This window comes from Nocardia arizonensis, assembly GCF_001310275.1.
Classification (GTDB): domain Bacteria; phylum Actinomycetota; class Actinomycetes; order Mycobacteriales; family Mycobacteriaceae; genus Nocardia; species Nocardia arizonensis.
In genome coordinates, this window is sequence record NZ_LGYZ01000055.1 from 25646 (window position 1) to 42648 (window position 17003).

The 17003-nt window shown below is 68.6% G+C and carries 13 protein-coding genes; 7 read left to right on the forward strand and 6 right to left on the reverse strand.

The window, feature by feature from the left end; all coding sequences use genetic code 11:
* Positions 1–271 precede the first annotated feature (271 nt).
* Both APZ21_RS10240 and APZ21_RS10245 read right to left on the reverse strand, forming a co-directional pair.
* Positions 272–2263, reverse strand: a complete 1992-nt coding sequence (locus APZ21_RS10240; RefSeq protein ID WP_054813023.1) for a TerD family protein — start codon at positions 2261–2263, stop codon at positions 272–274.
* A 389-nt stretch (positions 2264–2652) separates the two neighbouring features.
* Positions 2653–3330: a TVP38/TMEM64 family protein gene (locus APZ21_RS10245; protein WP_174553555.1), complete on the reverse strand. Its 678-nt coding sequence runs from the start codon at positions 3328–3330 to the stop codon at positions 2653–2655.
* Between the two features lie 179 nt (positions 3331–3509).
* On the opposite strand from APZ21_RS10245, the gene APZ21_RS10250 reads away from it, so the two are divergent.
* From APZ21_RS10250 to meaB, 3 genes are read left to right on the forward strand one after another with little or no spacing between them, the layout of a single operon-like run.
* On the forward strand, positions 3510–5366 hold the full coding sequence (locus APZ21_RS10250) for a methylmalonyl-CoA mutase family protein (RefSeq protein ID WP_054813024.1): 1857 nt from the start codon (positions 3510–3512) through the stop codon (positions 5364–5366).
* Positions 5366–7630 carry a methylmalonyl-CoA mutase gene (scpA, locus tag APZ21_RS10255; RefSeq protein WP_054813025.1) on the forward strand — a complete coding sequence of 755 codons (2265 nt, stop codon included), beginning with the start codon at positions 5366–5368 and terminating at the stop codon, positions 7628–7630. Before APZ21_RS10250 ends, scpA begins: the two co-directional genes overlap by 1 nt.
* Positions 7627–8667: a methylmalonyl Co-A mutase-associated GTPase MeaB gene (gene meaB, locus APZ21_RS10260; protein WP_054813026.1), complete on the forward strand. Its 1041-nt coding sequence runs from the start codon at positions 7627–7629 to the stop codon at positions 8665–8667. The genes scpA and meaB overlap by 4 nt, the downstream gene beginning before the upstream one ends.
* Before the next feature lie 70 nt (positions 8668–8737).
* Here meaB and APZ21_RS10265 read toward each other — a convergent pair whose 3' ends face one another.
* From APZ21_RS10265 to APZ21_RS10280, 4 genes are all read right to left on the reverse strand, one after another.
* Positions 8738–9682 (reverse strand): MBL fold metallo-hydrolase, encoded by a 945-nt coding sequence (locus APZ21_RS10265; protein ID WP_054813039.1) that lies wholly within the window; start codon positions 9680–9682, stop codon positions 8738–8740.
* 89 nt (positions 9683–9771) lie between these two features.
* Positions 9772–10338, reverse strand: a complete 567-nt coding sequence (locus APZ21_RS10270; protein WP_054813027.1) for a DUF3558 domain-containing protein — start codon at positions 10336–10338, stop codon at positions 9772–9774.
* A complete protein-coding gene (locus APZ21_RS10275; protein ID WP_054813028.1) occupies positions 10335–10724 on the reverse strand; it encodes a hypothetical protein in 390 nt (129 codons plus the stop codon). Before APZ21_RS10275 ends, APZ21_RS10270 begins: the two co-directional genes overlap by 4 nt.
* Before the next feature lie 220 nt (positions 10725–10944).
* Entirely contained in the window at positions 10945–11613 is a 669-nt protein-coding gene (locus APZ21_RS10280; protein WP_054813029.1) for a TetR/AcrR family transcriptional regulator, read from the reverse strand.
* A gap of 113 nt (positions 11614–11726) precedes the next feature.
* Between APZ21_RS10280 and APZ21_RS10285 the strand changes: the two genes are divergently transcribed.
* From APZ21_RS10285 to APZ21_RS10300, 4 genes are read left to right on the forward strand one after another with little or no spacing between them, the layout of a single operon-like run.
* Positions 11727–12602: a metal-dependent hydrolase gene (locus tag APZ21_RS10285; protein WP_054813030.1), complete on the forward strand. Its 876-nt coding sequence runs from the start codon at positions 11727–11729 to the stop codon at positions 12600–12602.
* Complete coding sequence (locus APZ21_RS10290; protein WP_054813031.1) at positions 12599–13660, forward strand: PDR/VanB family oxidoreductase; 1062 nt, start codon at positions 12599–12601, stop codon at positions 13658–13660. The genes APZ21_RS10285 and APZ21_RS10290 overlap by 4 nt, the downstream gene beginning before the upstream one ends.
* Positions 13661–13705: 45 nt before the next feature.
* Positions 13706–15205 (forward strand): flavin-containing monooxygenase, encoded by a 1500-nt coding sequence (locus tag APZ21_RS10295; RefSeq protein WP_054813032.1) that lies wholly within the window; start codon positions 13706–13708, stop codon positions 15203–15205.
* Positions 15202–16185, forward strand: coding sequence for a short-chain dehydrogenase/reductase (locus APZ21_RS10300; RefSeq protein ID WP_082392984.1), 984 nt, complete (start codon positions 15202–15204; stop codon positions 16183–16185). Before APZ21_RS10295 ends, APZ21_RS10300 begins: the two co-directional genes overlap by 4 nt.
* Positions 16186–17003 lie beyond the last annotated feature (818 nt).

The window sequence follows — 17003 nt, forward strand, 5'->3', positions numbered from 1 at the left end:
TGAGCGACTTTCGATCGCGACGCCGGACGGCCCGCACGGGTTTGCCGCCGCGCCTCGGACTTCCGGGTCGCGGCGACAGATCGCTTCGGTGATCCGGTCGCGTGGCGCACTCCGCGACACGCGTGTGATACCCGGCACAGGGACTCGAAAGGCCCCCCGCATCGCGCGGGCGAACACCGCTCCCGCCCTCTCGGCGAGCACCGGAGATGGCGTGCCGCGCAGGATTATTCACATGTTCATACCGTTCGGGGTGGACCGGGCGGGCGTCGCCCTACGCCTCGTCACCGTCGGCGCCGTCGCCCGACACGGTCTCGGACTGTTTGGGCGCGGCGGGTACCCAACCACGCAGCGGCTGGACCACCGTGCCGTAGAACGCGTCCACCGCCGCGGTGACGCTGGCGATGAAACTGGCCGCGGTTCCCGACCGTCGATTGCCCATCGCGAACGCCCGCTCCAGCGAGAAGGACACAATCGCCCCGGCACGGCCCGCGGTCAGCGTCTTCGGATCGGTACGCACGGTGGACAGCAACTCGCACGTCTCGTTGCCGCGTTCGGAGAACACCGCCTCGACCTGCACCTCGCCCGGGGTATCGGCCAACTGCCGCAGCAGCCAGGACACCCGCCGGGCCGAGGTGCCCTCGTCGGGTGCCTCGATGACCGTGCGGCAGCGAATCCGGTTGGTGCGCAGGTCCGCGACCACGACCAGATCGCCGGCGGTGTCGGGAATGCGCAGCACCGCCTCGAAGACGCCCTCGGCGGCCAGCCGCTCGGCGACCGCGGCATTGCGCGCGGCGGGATCGGATTGGTGGCGGCGCGGCTGCACGTGTTTGACGGTGACCCCCAGTTCCGCGGTGAGCCGCAGCGCGAGATGACGCGCCAGCGACACCCATCGTTCGGCCACGGCCGCGCCCTTCTGATCGCCCGCACGCAGCGTGCCCGCCGTGACCCCATCGCGCACCGCGACCCAGTGCCTGCCCATATCGAGCAGTTCGGTGGCGCCCGATCGCGGATGTTCCAGGTAACGGAGGAATTCGGCGGTGATCCAGGCTTGCAGGTCGTCTTCGACGCCGCCGTGCGAGAGCAGCATGCGCACTTCGTGGGTCACCTCGGCCCACGACAGATGCCGCAGCGCCACCTTCGCCAGTTTGCGGCGATCCACCTCGACCGGCAGTTCGCCCGGACTCGCGGGCACGTCGTTGGACAGGGTGATCACCGCGTCGTACTTCCTGCGGCGGGCCACGTCCAGATAGTTCTCCACCTGTTCGCGGCGTAGTTTGCCGTTGCCGGTCTTGACCTCGAGCAGCCCGGTCCAGGTGCGCGCGCCGCGTACCACCTTCAGCACGGCGTCGGGGACGACCTTGGATTCGCCGCGTTCGTACTGCACCTCGACATAGCCCTCGAACGCGCCCGCGGGCGCGCCCATGCGTGCGCAGAGGGCACGGGCCAGCGGTCGCACCACCTGCATCGTCGACACCAGTGCGGAGGTGGCACGCTGTTCCTGTTCCTCACCCGCGCCGACCCCGAAGACCGAGAACAGGCGGGCAGGCTGCCAGGTGTCGACCTCGGCGAATCTGAATTCGATGGGTTTGGCGCGCTTGGTCACCCGTTTCGCGGTGCGCACACCCTTGGCGCGCTTGGCGGGCGGCGCGGCGGGCCGATCGGTGGACGCGGTGGCCGCCGCGGGCGCGGCGGCAGGCACGGCCTCGGCTTCGGCGCTCGTCCCCGGTTCGGCGTCCTCGTCCACGTCGACGCCGAAATCCTTGGCGAGCCCGGCCAGTCCGCAATCCCAGCCCTGGCCGACCGCTCTCACCTTCCACGCCCCGCCGCGGCGGTAGATCTCACCGAAGACGAAGGCCGATTCGGTGGTGGCGTCGGCGGTGATGTACTCGGCGAGCACGTGCCCGGCGCCGTCCACCACGCGGAAGGCGAGTTTGCCGAGTTCACCGAAGGTTCCGGCGGCGATGGAGCCCGCTAGCGCGACCGTGTCGACCGAGGCCGAAACGGCTGCCAGGTCGATGGCGATCCTGGCCTGCGCGCCGTCCTCCGTGACGCCCGTGCCGAGAAAGCGCACGGCGCCGTCCGGGGATTCCGGCTGGTTGTAGAAGACGAAGTCGGCGTCGGATCCGACCTTTCCGCCCGTTCCGAGCAGCAGCGCCGAGGCGTCCACCTCGATATCCGCCTCGGTCCACCCGAGGACGACATCGATGCCTGTCACATCCTCCGGCAGCGGCGTGTTCTGACCCTTGGACAGCATCGGTGCCATGTCGGTATTTCCCCTCTACGATTCGACGCGCGCGCTGACGAACTTTCATGCAGGTGGCGGAATACCGACCCCCTGTGTAAGCCGCATTTCGGCGGCGCAGACAGTGTCGGTCGGGTTTCGCTTGCCGTTACAGGGTTTTCGCGGCCCGGGTAACCGAGGTTGCCGACTGTGCTCCGGTAATCGATTGTCCCGGAGGAGTTTTCCTGTCGCGATCGACAATCACCGCCGATTGTCGACGCCGAATTGTTACCGGCCCAGTCGGAATTCGGTCGCGGCGACCGGAGGGTTTACTGCATACCGGTCGTTATTCCGACCGGAGAGTATTTTCCGCGCAATGCGGAATCACGTCGCGGTGCGCCTTCGCGCGCCGCGATTTCGGGATGACGGCTTCAGGACGGCGGGGCCGCGGTCGCCATCGGTTCCTCGGGGGCGCGGGGACTCCAGCGGGCGTCGACGGCGAGTCCGAGGAGGCCGAACGCTATACACGTCGCCGAAACCGCGATCATGGCGGGATCGGTGCCTCCGGTGAGGGCGTCGGCGAGGATCACCGTGGCGACCGTGCCGGGGAGCGAGCCCGCCAGCGAGGCGACCAGGTACGGCCAGAACCGCACCGAGGACAGTCCGCAGCAGTAGTTGACGATCGAGAACGGGGCGAAGGAGATCAGCCGCAGGGAGCCCACCGCGAGCCAGCCCCGGCGCTCGAGACGGTAGTCGATGGCGCGCACCGCCGGGTGGGTGAGCCGCGCGGCGATCTGATCGCGATCGAGCGCGCGCACCAGCAGCAGGGCCAGCGCGGCGGCCGCGGTGGTCGCCGACAGCGCCACCGCGCTGCCCGGGATCGGGCCGAACAGGACGCCGCAGCTGACCGTCAGCACGGTGCGCGGAATCGGCGCGGTGGCCGCGATGGTGTAGACGACGAAGAAGACCAGCGGTAGCCAGGGGCCCGCCGAACCGGCCCACTCCTGGATCCGGCTCGGACCCGGCAGCGGTAGCAGCATCGCGGTGACGACGACCCCGACTCCGAGAAGTAGCGCGACGATATGTCGGTTGCGGATGAGCCGGGTCACCCGCGTCAGGTTACCGGTTGGTAGTGGCTGCCGACGTCAACCGCCGTGTCGGCTGCCGCTAGCATCAGAGGAAACGAGACGAATACTCGTTAACCGAAGTGGTCGCTGAGCTGGGCGAATGCTGGGGTTTGCGGGTGCGCACCGTAGGTGAGCCCGGCTCGAGTGGAAGAGGGAAAGCAGTGCCGATTGCTTCAGATCCGGCCTCGACGCCGGTGCCTGAGTACGCCGCATGGCGTAAGGGAGTGGCCGGCGTGCTGGCGAAGGCCCGCAGGGTCGACATCGCCGATCTGCCGGAGGAACCCGAGCAGTTGCTCGCGGAGACGACCTACGACGGCCTGACCGTCGCTCCCCTGTATACCCGTCGCGACGAATTGCCGGAACAGCCCCTGCCGGGGCGCTTCCCGTTCGTGCGCGGCCGCGACGCCACCCGCGACATCCATCGCGGCTGGTTCGTGACCGCGCCGGTCACCGCGACCGACGGGGCGAGCGCCAACCGCGAGATCCTGGCGGGTCTGGAGAACGGCCTGAGCGCGGTCCGGTTGACCGCGGGCGAGGGCGGCGTGCCGGTCGCGGACCTGTCCGCGGCGCTGTCGGGACTGCTCTTCGAACTCGCGCCGCTGAGCCTGCGCGCGGGCACATCGGTCACCGAGGCCGCCGCGCGGATCTTCGCCGCGCTGGACGACTACCAGACCCCCGACCGCTCCGCCATCGCGGTCGGTCTCGGCGCGGCGCCGCTGACCAGCCGATTCGCGGGCAGCGCCGATATCGACCTCGCCGAGGCGGCGACACTGGCCGACTCCGCCATCGCGCGCCCGGAGACGGTGCGCGCGATCACCGTGGACGGCACCGTCTTCCACGACGCGGGCGCCTCCGACGCCCAGGAACTCGGCGCCGCGGTCGCGGCCGGACTCGAATACCTGCGCGCGCTCATCCCGGGCCGCGATATGGCCGATGTGCTCGGCCAGCTGGAATTCCGCCTCGCCGCCACCGACGACCAGTTCGCCACCATCGCCAAATTCCGTGCGGCCCGCCAACTCTGGGCCCGGGTCGCGCAGGTCTGCGGTGCGCCCGATTTCGGCGACGCGCCCCAGCACGCCGTCACCTCCGCGGCCATGATGACCCAGCGTGATCCGTGGGTGAACATGCTGCGCACCACCCTCGCCGCGTTCGGCGCGGGTGTCGGCGGCGCGGATACCGTCACCGTGCTGCCCTTCGACGCCGCACTGCCCGCCGGTGAACTGGGCGTCTCGCGGTCCTTCGCCGACCGCATGGCGCGCAACACCCAGCTGCTGCTGCTCGAGGAATCGCATCTGGGTCACGTCCGCGATCCCGGCGCGGGCTCCTGGTATGTCGAGGAACTGACCTCGGCGCTCGCGGGCGCCGCGTGGACGTTCATGCGCGAGATCGAGGCCGCGGGCGGCTGTTCGGCCGCGCTGGAATCGGGATGGCTGGCCGAGCGCATCGGCGAGACCGCCGCGAAACGCGGCGCCGACGTGGCGCACCGGCGGTTCGCGGTCACCGGCGTCAACGAGTTCCCGAATCTGGCCGAGAAGCCGCTGTCGGAGGCGGCGCGCGCGGGTGGTCTCGCCACCCGCTACGGCGCGGCCTTCGAGGCACTGCGCGATCGCTCCGACGCGTATCTGGCGGCGCGCGGATCGCGGCCGAAGGCGCTGCTGGTGCCGCTGGGCACGGTGGCCGAACACAATGTGCGGGTCACCTTCGTCGCCAACCTGCTCGCCTCCGGCGGTATCGAATCCGTCAACCCGGGTCCGCTCGCGGCCGACGGCCTCGGCGCGGCCGTCGCCGAGGCGGGCGCGACGATCGCGGTGCTGTGCGGATCGGACGCGCGCTACGCCGACGAGGCGGGCGCGGCCGTCGACGCACTGCGTGCCGCGGGCGTGCGGACCGTACTGCTCGCGGGCGCGGCGAAGGCCGTCGCCGAGCTGAGCGAGAGCCGTCGCCCCGATGGATACCTCGCCGCGAAGATCGACGCGGTCGCGGCGTTGTCGGACCTACTGGAGAAGGTGGGAGCCTGATGACCACGCGCGAAGTCGGCCATGTGATCGGCAGTTTCGCCGATGTGCCACTGCACGAGCACGCCCCCGAACCCGCAGCGGTCGACGCCGCGGACGTGGCGGAGTTCGTCGCCGAGGCCGCGGCCGCCAACCACCACACACCGGAACAACTCGTCTGGTCCACGCCCGAGGGCATCGACGTAGCGCCGGTGTTCACCAAGGCCGATCGCGACGCCGTGGTGGCCGAGGGCTATCCGCTCGACAGCGTGCCGGGTGTCGCGCCGTTCGTGCGCGGACCGTACCCGACCATGTACGTCAACCAGCCGTGGACGATTCGCCAGTACGCCGGATTCTCCACCGCCGCCGACTCCAACGCCTTCTACCGCCGCAATCTCCAGGCGGGGCAGAAGGGTCTTTCGGTGGCCTTCGACCTCGCCACCCACCGCGGCTACGACTCCGACCATCCGCGCGTGCAGGGCGATGTCGGCATGGCGGGCGTGGCGATCGACTCGATCCTCGACATGCGCCAGCTCTTCGATCACATTCCGCTGGACCAGGTCTCGGTGTCGATGACCATGAACGGCGCGGTGCTGCCGATCCTGGCGCTGTACGTGGTCGCCGCCGAGGAGCAGGGCGTCGCCCCCGAACAGCTGGCCGGAACCATTCAGAACGACATTCTGAAGGAGTTCATGGTCCGCAACACCTACATCTACCCGCCCAAGCCCTCGATGCGGATCATCTCCGACATCTTCGCCTACACCAGCGCGAAGATGCCGAAGTTCAACTCGATCTCCATCTCCGGCTACCACATCCAGGAGGCGGGCGCGACCGCCGACCTGGAGCTGGCCTACACCCTCGCCGACGGCGTGGAATACATCCGGGCCGGCATCGACGCGGGCATGGAGGTGGACAAGTTCGCGCCGCGCCTGTCGTTCTTCTGGGCGATCGGCATGAACTTCTTCATGGAGGTCGCGAAACTGCGCGCGGGACGGCTGCTCTGGAGCGAGCTGGTCGCGAAGTTCAACCCCAAGAGCGCGAAATCGCTGTCGCTGCGCACCCATTCGCAGACCTCGGGCTGGTCGCTGACCGCGCAGGACGCCTACAACAATGTGGCGCGCACCTGCATCGAGGCGATGGCCGCGACCCAGGGCCACACCCAGTCGCTGCACACCAACGCGCTCGACGAGGCGCTGGCGCTGCCAACGGACTTCTCCGCGCGTATCGCCCGCAACACCCAGCTGCTCATCCAGCAGGAGTCCAACACCACCCGGCCGATCGACCCGTGGGGCGGCTCGTACTACGTCGAGTGGCTGACCCATCAGCTGGCCAACCGCGCCCGCGCCCACATCGCCGAGGTCGAGGCGCACGGCGGTATGGCCCAGGCCATCGGCGAGGGCATCCCGAAACTGCGCATCGAGGAGGCCGCCGCCCGCACGCAGGCGCGCATCGACACCGGTCAGCAACCGGTGATCGGTGTCAACAAGTACCAGGTCGAAGAGGACCAGCAGGTCGAGGTCCTCAAGGTCGAGAACTCCCGGGTGCGCGCCGAGCAGATCGAGAAGTTGCGGCGTCTGCGCGCGGAACGGGATCCGGCCGCGGTCGAGCGGGCACTGAACGAACTGACCCGCGCCGCGGCCTCCGCCGAGGGCGGAATGCACAACAACCTGATGGCGCTGGCCATCGACGCCGCGCGCGCCAAGGCCACCGTCGGCGAGATCTCCGACGCGCTCGAGAAGGTGTACGGCAGGCACCAGGCCGAGATCCGTACCCTGTCGGGTGTGTACCGCGACGAGGCAGGCAAGGTCACCAACATCACCACCGCGAGCGAGCTCGTCGAGGAATTCGCCGAGGCCGAGGGCCGTCGTCCGCGCATCCTCGTCGCGAAGATGGGCCAGGACGGACACGACCGAGGGCAGAAGGTGATCGCCACCGCCTTCGCCGATCTCGGCTTCGACGTCGACGTGGGCCCGCTGTTCCAGACCCCGGAAGAGGTGGCGCAGCAGGCGGCCGACAACGACGTGCACGTCGTCGGTGTGTCCTCGCTGGCGGCGGGCCACCTCACGCTGGTGCCCGCCCTGCGGCAGGCACTGGCCGATGTCGGTCGCCCCGACATCATGGTCATCGTCGGCGGCGTCATTCCGCCCGGTGACTTCGAGGAGCTGTATCGGGCCGGTGCGGCGGCGATCTTCCCGCCGGGCACCGTGATCGCCGACGCGGCGATCGACCTGCTGAAAAAGCTCGGGTCCGAACTCGGCCACGGCAGCGAAGCCGCCACCGCCGAATGAGCGAGGCAGGTTCGGCCACTCCGCAACGGGTGGCCGCACGTCGGACCGTCGATGTCGACGCACTCGCCGCGGCGGTCCGGTCCAATGACCGGGCCGCCCTGGCGCGGGCCATCACCCTCGTCGAATCCACCCGGTCCGACCACCGGGCGCTGGCCCAGCGGCTGCTGCTGGCACTGACTCCGCAGGCGGGGGATTCGGCCACCGCGGTGTCCAACCGCGTCGGCATCACGGGCGTGCCGGGCGTGGGCAAGTCGACCTTCATCGACGCGCTCGGCATGGACCTCATCGGCAAGGGGCATCGGGTGGCGGTACTGGCCGTCGACCCGTCCTCCACTCGCACCGGCGGCTCCATCCTCGGTGACAAGACCCGCATGGCCCGGCTCTCACTGGAACGCGATGCCTTCATCCGCCCCTCGCCGACCGCGGGCACGCTCGGCGGTGTGGCCAAGGCCACCCGCGAGACCATCGTGCTGCTGGAAGCGGCCGGTTACGACGTGATCCTGGTGGAGACGGTCGGTGTCGGGCAGTCCGAGGTCACCGTCGCCAACATGGTCGACGTCTTCTGCTTCCTGACCCTGGCCCGCACCGGAGACCAGTTGCAGGGCATCAAGAAGGGCGTGCTGGAACTCGCGGATCTGGTCGCGGTGAACAAGGCCGACGGCAAACACGAGATCGAGGCCAAGGCCGCGGCCCGCGAACTCGCGGGCGCGCTGCGGCTGATCCATCCGCATGACGCGCTGTGGCGTCCGCCGGTGCTCACCATGAGCGGTCTCGAGGGAGTGGGCCTCGACAAGTTCTGGGACACCGTCCTCGAGCACCGCCGGGTGCTCACCGACGCGGGGGAGTTCGACGAGAAGCGTCGTCGCCAGCAGGTCGACTGGACCTGGACCATGGTCAACGATCAGCTGCTGCGCCGCCTCGCCGAGAATCCGCGGGTGAAAGCCCTGCGCGCGGGAATCGAACAGCAGGTCAGGGAGGGCACGCTGACGGCCGCCCTGGCCGCCGAACAGATCCTCGACGCCTTCGACGGTTCCTGATCCGGTCGGCGGCGGCCGATGACGGAATGATGACGGAATCCTGGGCTTCGCCGCCCTTTCGGGCACCGGGTCAGACGTCGGTGCCCGTGCCTAGCGCGACGGCGGCATCGTGATCGTGGGTGGGCACGACGCGGACGGTGTGCCGGGCCAGATGCAGTCGGTGCAGGGTCTTGAAGGTCATATCGCGGTCGACATCGACGAATTCGCCTGGGAAGCTTGCCTTCTGGCGGATTTCATCGATCTGGACGCGATGCCAGGCCGCATCGCCCGCCAGCAGCACCCAGCCGCGTTCGGTGTGGGCGAGCACGCCTACGCTGCCGGGGGTGTGGCCGGCGAGATCCACCAGGAGGACCGAGCCGTCACCGAACAGGTCGTGGCTGCGGGTGAAGGTGAGCACGGGCGGGCCGTCGAGATCGTAGTGCGTCGTCTCGCGCTCCCGCAGCGCGTCGCGCACACCGCCGACCGGTGCGACCGGCCCGGTCGACACCCACTCGTGTTCGACGCGGTGCAGCCGCACCGCGAGTCCCGGCAGATCCAGCAGACCGCAGACATGATCCCAGTGGGCATGGGTCGGCAGCGCGAAATCCACGGTGGCCGGGTCGGCGAATTCGCGCAGCGCCTCGATGGTCGGCACGGTGGTGCTGGGCGGGCGCACCAACGGCCGCAGGATGGCGGGTAATTGCGCGATGGCCCGGTCGGCGACGTCGGTGCAGATCGCCGGATCGACGAGGAATCGCGCCTCGGGGTGGGTGAGGACGAACGTGGTCATGGAATTCGCGAGCCGCCGCGGCCGCAGGACGCCCTCGGCCACGCCGTAGGTCGGCACCGGCCGCGGCACCTGCCGCAACGCGGTGATCCGCACCGTGCGCGCGGGATTCGGCAGTCCGGCGTCGGTGATGGTGCGCAGGAAACGTTGATCGGCGGGGCGCGGCCGGACCAGACCGGTCAGCAGACCGCCCACCGCGGCACAGCAGTCGAACAAGCTCGGACTGGACACCGGATCGGTTGCAGGCATCGACACATCCCGAAGTATCGTCCACCGCACCGATATCACGCCAGCGGCGTGATCCTCGCCGGATCGCCCACACCGCGCGCGGGGGGACCTCAGCTGCCCGCGGGCAGCAGCGGCACCACGGCCTCGGCGATCTCGGTGGCATTGTCACAGGGGGACAGTTTGCGCGGATGGGCGGCGCGGGGGTCGTCGACGAGAATGTAGAGGGAGCCGCTGGTCATCTCCACATTCACCGTGCAGCCGCCGGGCATATCGGGTCTTGCCTGGTACCGCAATGCCTTCCTGCCGTTGATGGTGGTGGCCGTGGCGGAGGGGAACTTCTCATGGACCTGCGCCAGCGTGCCGTTGGTCGTCTGGACGGTGAAGCTGTAGCGCGTCTGGGCCAGATAGGCGCAGCCCTGCCAGACGACCCCGCCGGTCGTCGTTTGCTTCCGCTCGGGAGCGCGCGCGTCCCATTGGTGTTCGGCGAGGAACTGCTGGGTGAGAGCCGCGCACGGGTCGAAGGCGGTACTCGCACCGGACGTGGCCGCCGGCGCGGTATTCGTGGTCGTCACCGGCGTAGGGTTGCCGCTCTCGTCGCAGGCGGTGGCGAGTAGCAGCGTCGAGGTGATCGCAGCGCCCGAAGCGAGTATCCGTGCGTACGGCCGAAACTCGGTCATACGTGGATCTCCCGCAGTCTGCGCGCGAAATCTTCGTCGGTGCGCTCGTAGGTTTCGCGGATGGCGCTGAACAACGCGCGCAAGTCGGTGGCCACGGTGATGTAGTCGCCGATCGTGTCGTAGGCGTTGTTCGGCCCGCCGAATGCCTTCTCGCGGAACAGTTTCACCAACTCGATGGCCGAGGACAGCCGGGCGTTGCCCTCACCGAGCCCCCATGCCTCCTTCTCGCCCAGAGACCGCGCGTCCAGCTGGGCGACGATGAGCTCATCGATGAGCTGTTGACACGCGGCATCCAAGTCGATGAAGACCTGCGGTTCCATCCGCACCCGCAGCGCCCCCGACGCCGCATCCTCCATGAACGCCCCGAACGGGCTCTCCACCGCCATCCCGGCCGCCCTTCCACTAGTCGCGTATGCCCATTGAGACGCATTCGCCCACGCACCGGTTCCATCGAAACACAGATTCGTACGGAAAGGTCGCGTGTCGGCGGCCCGCGGGGACCGGTTCCGCGGCGGGCTCGGATTCGCAGGGCGGGGGACCTGCGGCCCGGCCGAATTCACTCGAAGTCGGTGTCTGGTTCCCGACCATCCGGTCTGCTCGTCGCGGCTACGGACGCGATTCCGCGTGGCTCGAGCGCACCACGGCGATACCGATCAGCAGTCGCGCCGCGTGTTCGTCGAAACGCTCCCGCGGCACCGGAATCGAGTCCTCCAGCCACGGGCGATAGATGTAGGCCAGACAACCGAAGATGGCATTGGCGTTGAGCACGCTGTCGAGGTGGTCGGGTGCGGGCTGCCGGTAGTCGCCCGCGCCGATCGTCAATGCGATGGGGGCGGTGAACAATTCGATGAGTTCGTCGGCCCGGGTGCTGAGCGCGGTGGTGGCTTGCGATTCGACGAACATTATGCGCCCGCGCCGACGATCCTCGGTCAGATGGTCGGTGAACGCCGCGACGCAGTGGCGGAACATGGCGTCGCGGTCGATGGGCGCGGTGGTCAACGCGTCGAGCAGATGGTCGCGCGCCGCCAGCACCACCGTCTCGAGCACGGTGGTCAGCAGGGCGTCGAGATGGGGGAAGCTCTCGTAGAAATAGCGCTCGGTGAGCCCGGCCTGTCGGCAGATGCCGCGCATGGAGATGCCGGCGGCGCCGACCGTGCCCATGAGTTCGATGCCCGCCTCGATCAGCTGTTCGCGGCGTGCGGCGACCCGCTGCGCGGGTGCGAGCCCGCGCCAGCGCCGCATACCGGGGGGCGTTGCGTCCGAATCGGCGACCATGTCCCGATCCTCTCATACCGAGAAGTTGACATCGCATGATGTTGACATCATTTGATTTCAGCTTTAGATTCCCAGTGTCCGGTTTCAGCGACGAGACGTGAGGACCACGCGAGATGGGTTCTGCCCCGTATACCGACCAGGCGCACGCCATCCACGCCCGCGATGTCGAATTCGATTTCGACACGGTGCCGATGCACTACATCCCGGGTGAGGTCATGGCGACCCACATCATCAATGTCATGCATCTGCTCCTCCCGGAGGGCGAGCGGGCGATGGCGCAGGCCCTGACTGAGGCGCTGCCGCTGATCTCCGACGAGCGGCTGGCCGAGGAGGTCCGCGGATTCATCGGCCAGGAATCCATGCACGCCAGTTCGCACGAACGGGCTCGGCGACAGTTGCAGCGGATCGGACTCGACGTCGACTCCATGGTCGAGACCATGTCCTGGCTGACCGATCGCCTGCTCGGCGACCACGGCCTCACCGGCCGCGCCAAACACGCGTGGCTGTGCGAGCGGCTCGCCCTGTTCGCGGGGATGGAGCATTACACCGCGGTCATCGGCGAATGGCTGCTCACCAACGACAAGCTCGAGGCCGCCGGTATGCATCCGGCGATGCTCGACCTGATCCGATGGCACGGTGCCGAGGAGGTCGAACATCGCAGCGTCGTCTACGACGCCTACATGTACGTCGACGGCAGCTACTCGCGCAAGGCCAGGCAGGCGCTCATCGCCAGTTTCGGACTCCTTTTCCTGTTCGTCGCCTCGAGCGGCTACCTCTTCGGGCGCGATCCCGAACCCGACAAGGGCCGGTGGTGGCCCGTGCAACTGGCGAGCGCGTCGTTCCGCGGCGTGATCCCCAGCTTCACCACCTTCTTCACCGAGATACCGCGCTATCTCAGGCCGGGTTTCCATCCCTCGCAACTGGGTCCGATGGACAACGCGCTGCGCTATCTGGCGCAGTCGCCCGCCGCCCGGGGCACCAAGTCGTGAGCGAGGAATACCGCCCCGGTACGGGGGTGCGGTTGCTGGCCTCGGCGGTGGACGCCTACAAGACGGTCTTCGTGCAGACCGCCGCCGCGCGCGTACTGTCGCGCCCGAGCCCGGTGCGCCGCGACGGCTACGAGCGCGCGGTCGTGATCGACCGGATCGAGGCCGAGGCCGAGGACGTCGTCAGCCTGACCCTGCGCGATCCGTACTGGGCGCCGCTGCCGGAATGGTCCCCGGGCGCGCACCTCGACCTGTTCCTGCCCTCGGGCCGTCAGCGTCAGTACTCGCTGGACGGCGATCCCGCGGACCGGGCCCGCTACCGGATCTCGGTGCGGCGCATCGCCGACGGCGGCGGCGGATCGCTGGAGGTGCACGACACGCTGCGCGTCGGTGACGAGCTGCGTATTCGCGGCCCGCGCAATGCCTTTCCCTTCATCGCGGCACCGGCGTACGTGTTCGTGGCGGGCGGTATCGGGATAACCCCGATCCTGCCGATGGTCACCGAGGCGGCCCGTGCCGCGATCCCCTGGCGGTTGGTGTATCTGGGACGGTCGCGGGCGAGTATGCCCTTCCTGAGCCATCTCGCCGGACTCGGCGGCGGCGAACTCGTTGTGCGCCCGGACGACGAATTCGGCGTGGCCGAACCGGCGGATCTCATCGACCGCGTGCCCGCCGGGTCCGCGGCCTACGTCTGCGGCCCACCCGCGCTCATGGACGCCGCGGCCCTGCGACTGCGCGCCCTCGATCCCGGTACCGCGCTCTATACCGAACGCTTCTCCCCGCTGCCGGTGCGCGACGGGGTGGAGTTCGACCTCACGCTGCGGCGCAGCGGGCACACCGTGCGGGTCGGCGCGGAGGAATCCGCGCTGGCCGCCATCCGGCGCGTGCTGCCGGGGGTGGCCTACTCCTGTCAGCAGGGATTCTGCGGCACCTGCAAGGTCGCGGTCCTGAACGGAACCGTGGAACACCGCGATCGCAGGCTCGCCGACCACGAACGCGCGGATTACATGCTCACCTGTGTATCCCGTTCGCGCGGCAGCGAACTCACCCTGGACCTGTAGTTGTTCGGCGGGCGACGCTGCCCGCGCCGGAAAGGACTGGCTGACATGGCCGTTGACATACCCGCACACGTCCCGATCGCCGTCGTCGGAGCGGGCATCGCAGGCATCGGCCTCGCCGTGAAATTACGCGAGGCCGGTTTCGAGGATTTCCTCGTCCTCGAACGCGCCGAGGATCTCGGCGGCACATGGTTCGCCAACACCTATCCCGGTGCGGCCTGCGACGTGCCCTCGCATCTGTATTCCTACTCTTTCGCCCCGAATCCGAACTGGTCGCGCACCTACGGCACCCAGCCGGAGATCCTGGCCTATCTGCGCGATGTCGCCGACCGGTACGGGGTGCGCCCGCACATGCGGTTCGGGGTCGAGCTGGAGCGGGCGGACTGGGACGAGGGTCGCAGGCTGTGGACGGTGCACACGAGTCGCGGTGAGCTCACCGCCGACATCCTGATCTCGGCGGTCGGTCCGTTCAGCGAGGCGCAGATTCCGGCGCTGAAGGGGCGCGAGAGTTTCGCGGGCACTCAATTCCATTCGCTGCACTGGGATCACGACCACGACCTGACCGGTGAGCGGGTCGCGGTGATCGGCACCGGTGCCTCGGCCGTGCAGTTCATCCCCGAGATTCAGCCGAAGGTGCGCACGCTGACGGTCTTCCAGCGTTCCGCGCCCTGGATCGTCTCGCGCCTCGACCGCACCACCTCCGGTGTCGAGCGCGCGATGCTGCGCCGGGTTCCACTGCTCGGCAAGGCGATTCGCGGCGCGTACTTCGCCGGAATCGAGACGTTCGGTCTGGTCGGCTTCGTGGACAAGCGTTTCCGCCATCCCTACGAGACCCTGGCGAAACTGCAACTGCTACGCCAGGTGCGCGATTCGGAACTGCGCCGCAAACTCACCCCCGACTACGTCATCGGCTGCAAGCGCGCGATCTTCTCCGACACCTATTTCCCGGCGCTGACCCGCCCCAATGTCGAGGTGGTCACCGCGGGCATCGAGGAGATCCGCCCGCATTCCATCCTCACCGCCGACGGCGTCGAGTATCCGATCGACACCCTCATCTGGGGGACCGGATTCGGCGTGCCACCTGGCATTTTCGAACGTGTGCGCGGTGCGGACGGCCGCTCCATCGCCGATCAATACCACCGCCGCCCGAGCAGCTACCTGGGTGCGGCCATCGCCGGATTCCCTAACTTCTTCTGTACGCTCGGCCCCTTCGGCGCGGCGGGCAACCAGTCCGCGATCTACATGATCGAGGCGCAGTTGCAGTACATCGTGGACGCGCTCGAGACCATGCGGGACAAGGGTTTCGGCCGGGTCGAGGTGAAGGCCGAGGTGCAGAGCGCCTTCCTGGACGAGGTCGACGAGCGCAGCCGCGACACGGCCTGGCTGACCGGCGGCTGCCGCAGCTACTACCAGACCCCCGACGGCCACAATGCCGGTCTGTATCCGAACTGGAGTTTCGAGTACCGGCGTCGCACCCGGCGTTTCGACGCCGAATCCTATGAACTGGACCCGCGCGCTTCGCGCACACCCGAATCGAGTCGGCGATGAACCTGGCCGATCTGCTGCCGCTGCGCAAACTGCTCGCCGCCGTACCGTCGGCGGCGCGGGGCGCGGGCGCGCTCGACCCGCGCGACAAGGTCGTGCTGATCACCGGCGCGGCCACCGGAATCGGCCGGGCGCTGGCCGAGGACATGATCGCGCGCGGCGCGTCGGTGGCCATCGTCGACATCGACGGCACGGCCGCCGCCGCGGCCGCGGCCGCGCTGGGGGACAATGCCTTCGCCCGCACCGCCGATGTCGCCGACCGCGCGGCCATGCGCGCCGCGGTGGCCGAGGTACACGAGCGCTTCGGTCGACTTGACGTGGTCGTCGCCAATGCGGGGGTGGTACCCGAACCCGCCACCATCGCGACCATGGACCCCGCCGAATTCGACCGGGTGGTCGGCATCAACCTCATCGGCGTCTTCAATACCGTGCACCCGGCGCTGCCCCACGTCATCGCCGTCGGCGGCCATGTCGTCGTGGTGTCCTCGGCCGCCGCCTTCGCTCCCGGCATGGCCGGATCGCCGTATATGACCACCAAGGCCGCCGTGGAGCAGTTCGGCCGCGCCTTGCGGGTCGAGTTGGCGGCCTCGGGCGCCACGGCGGGCGTCGCCTACTTCGGCATCGTCGATACGGCGATGACCCACGGCACCCTCGATGACGACGAATTGGGCCGCGATGTGGGCGAATTGCTGCCCTGGCCGCTGAACCGCCGCATCACCGCCAGCGAAGCGGCCACGTCGATCGCCGAAGGCATCCTCCGCCGCGCTCCCCGCACCATCGCCCCCATCCAATGGGAGCCCTATGCGCTCCTGCGCGGTGCCGTCAACGTCGTTCTCGACGACCGCCTCGCCCGCGATCCCCGAGTCCGCGATTTGATCCACCAGGTAGAAGCCCGAGTCCTGTCCCGTCGCGCCACGGCCACGAGCACGACATCCGCGCAGGAGAGCGCGAGTTCCGACTCCCGCGATCGACCACCTTCCTAGGTCATACGCCAGGTGATCCGCACCGAGGCCGACCTGCCGACCGAACCCGAGATGCCCGAGGTGCTGCGCCGGCTCTGTGCGCACACCTCGGCCTACGAGGTGACGGCCGCGCTGGGATGCCGGTGACTTGACACCTGTCCCTCGCGCGATTCTCGGCAAGCGAGTCGCAGCGGAGGGACCGCATTCCTCGCACGATGCGTTCCGCGCGAACATGGCCCGAATCGACTGTGGCCGACCAGTGTCCGTGGCGAACAGCGGGCGGCGGCGTCCTGGCTCAGCGTAGGCGCCGGTTTCGATATCCTCGCGCGCATCGGGGACGAGGAGGTTGATCGCGGCGCCCATCCCCACGACGGAAACGACGCAGGCGCACATGAGCGCGAGCCGGCCGGCCCGAAGTCGGCGCCGAGGACGTTTCCCGCGACGTTCGCCGGCGGAGAAGCGATTCCCGGCACTGTCCTGACGCGGTATCAAGTGGTCGACTCGGCGCGAACTCTGTGGGAGTACCGGGCCAGGGGGAGCCGACTATTGGCTTCCGCTCACGAGCTTCGACGATCTTCTGCACGAAGCGGACCGCGCACTCGATGATCTCCCTGCAAGGAACCGAGTGTGGAACAGCGCTAGAGTACCTCCTGGATGAAGGAAAGTATCTGACCGTCGTTTGGTCAGGTAGTTATGAAGTCTTTAGGGGAAATAAGTGGAGAAGCAGTGTCGAGCGGCATAGAACTTGCTATTAAAATTGCATTTTCTAACTCGTATGAACACATCCATCCTCGGTGTGCGGGTGACATGCATTTCGCCGTGGACGCGATGGTGGAGGC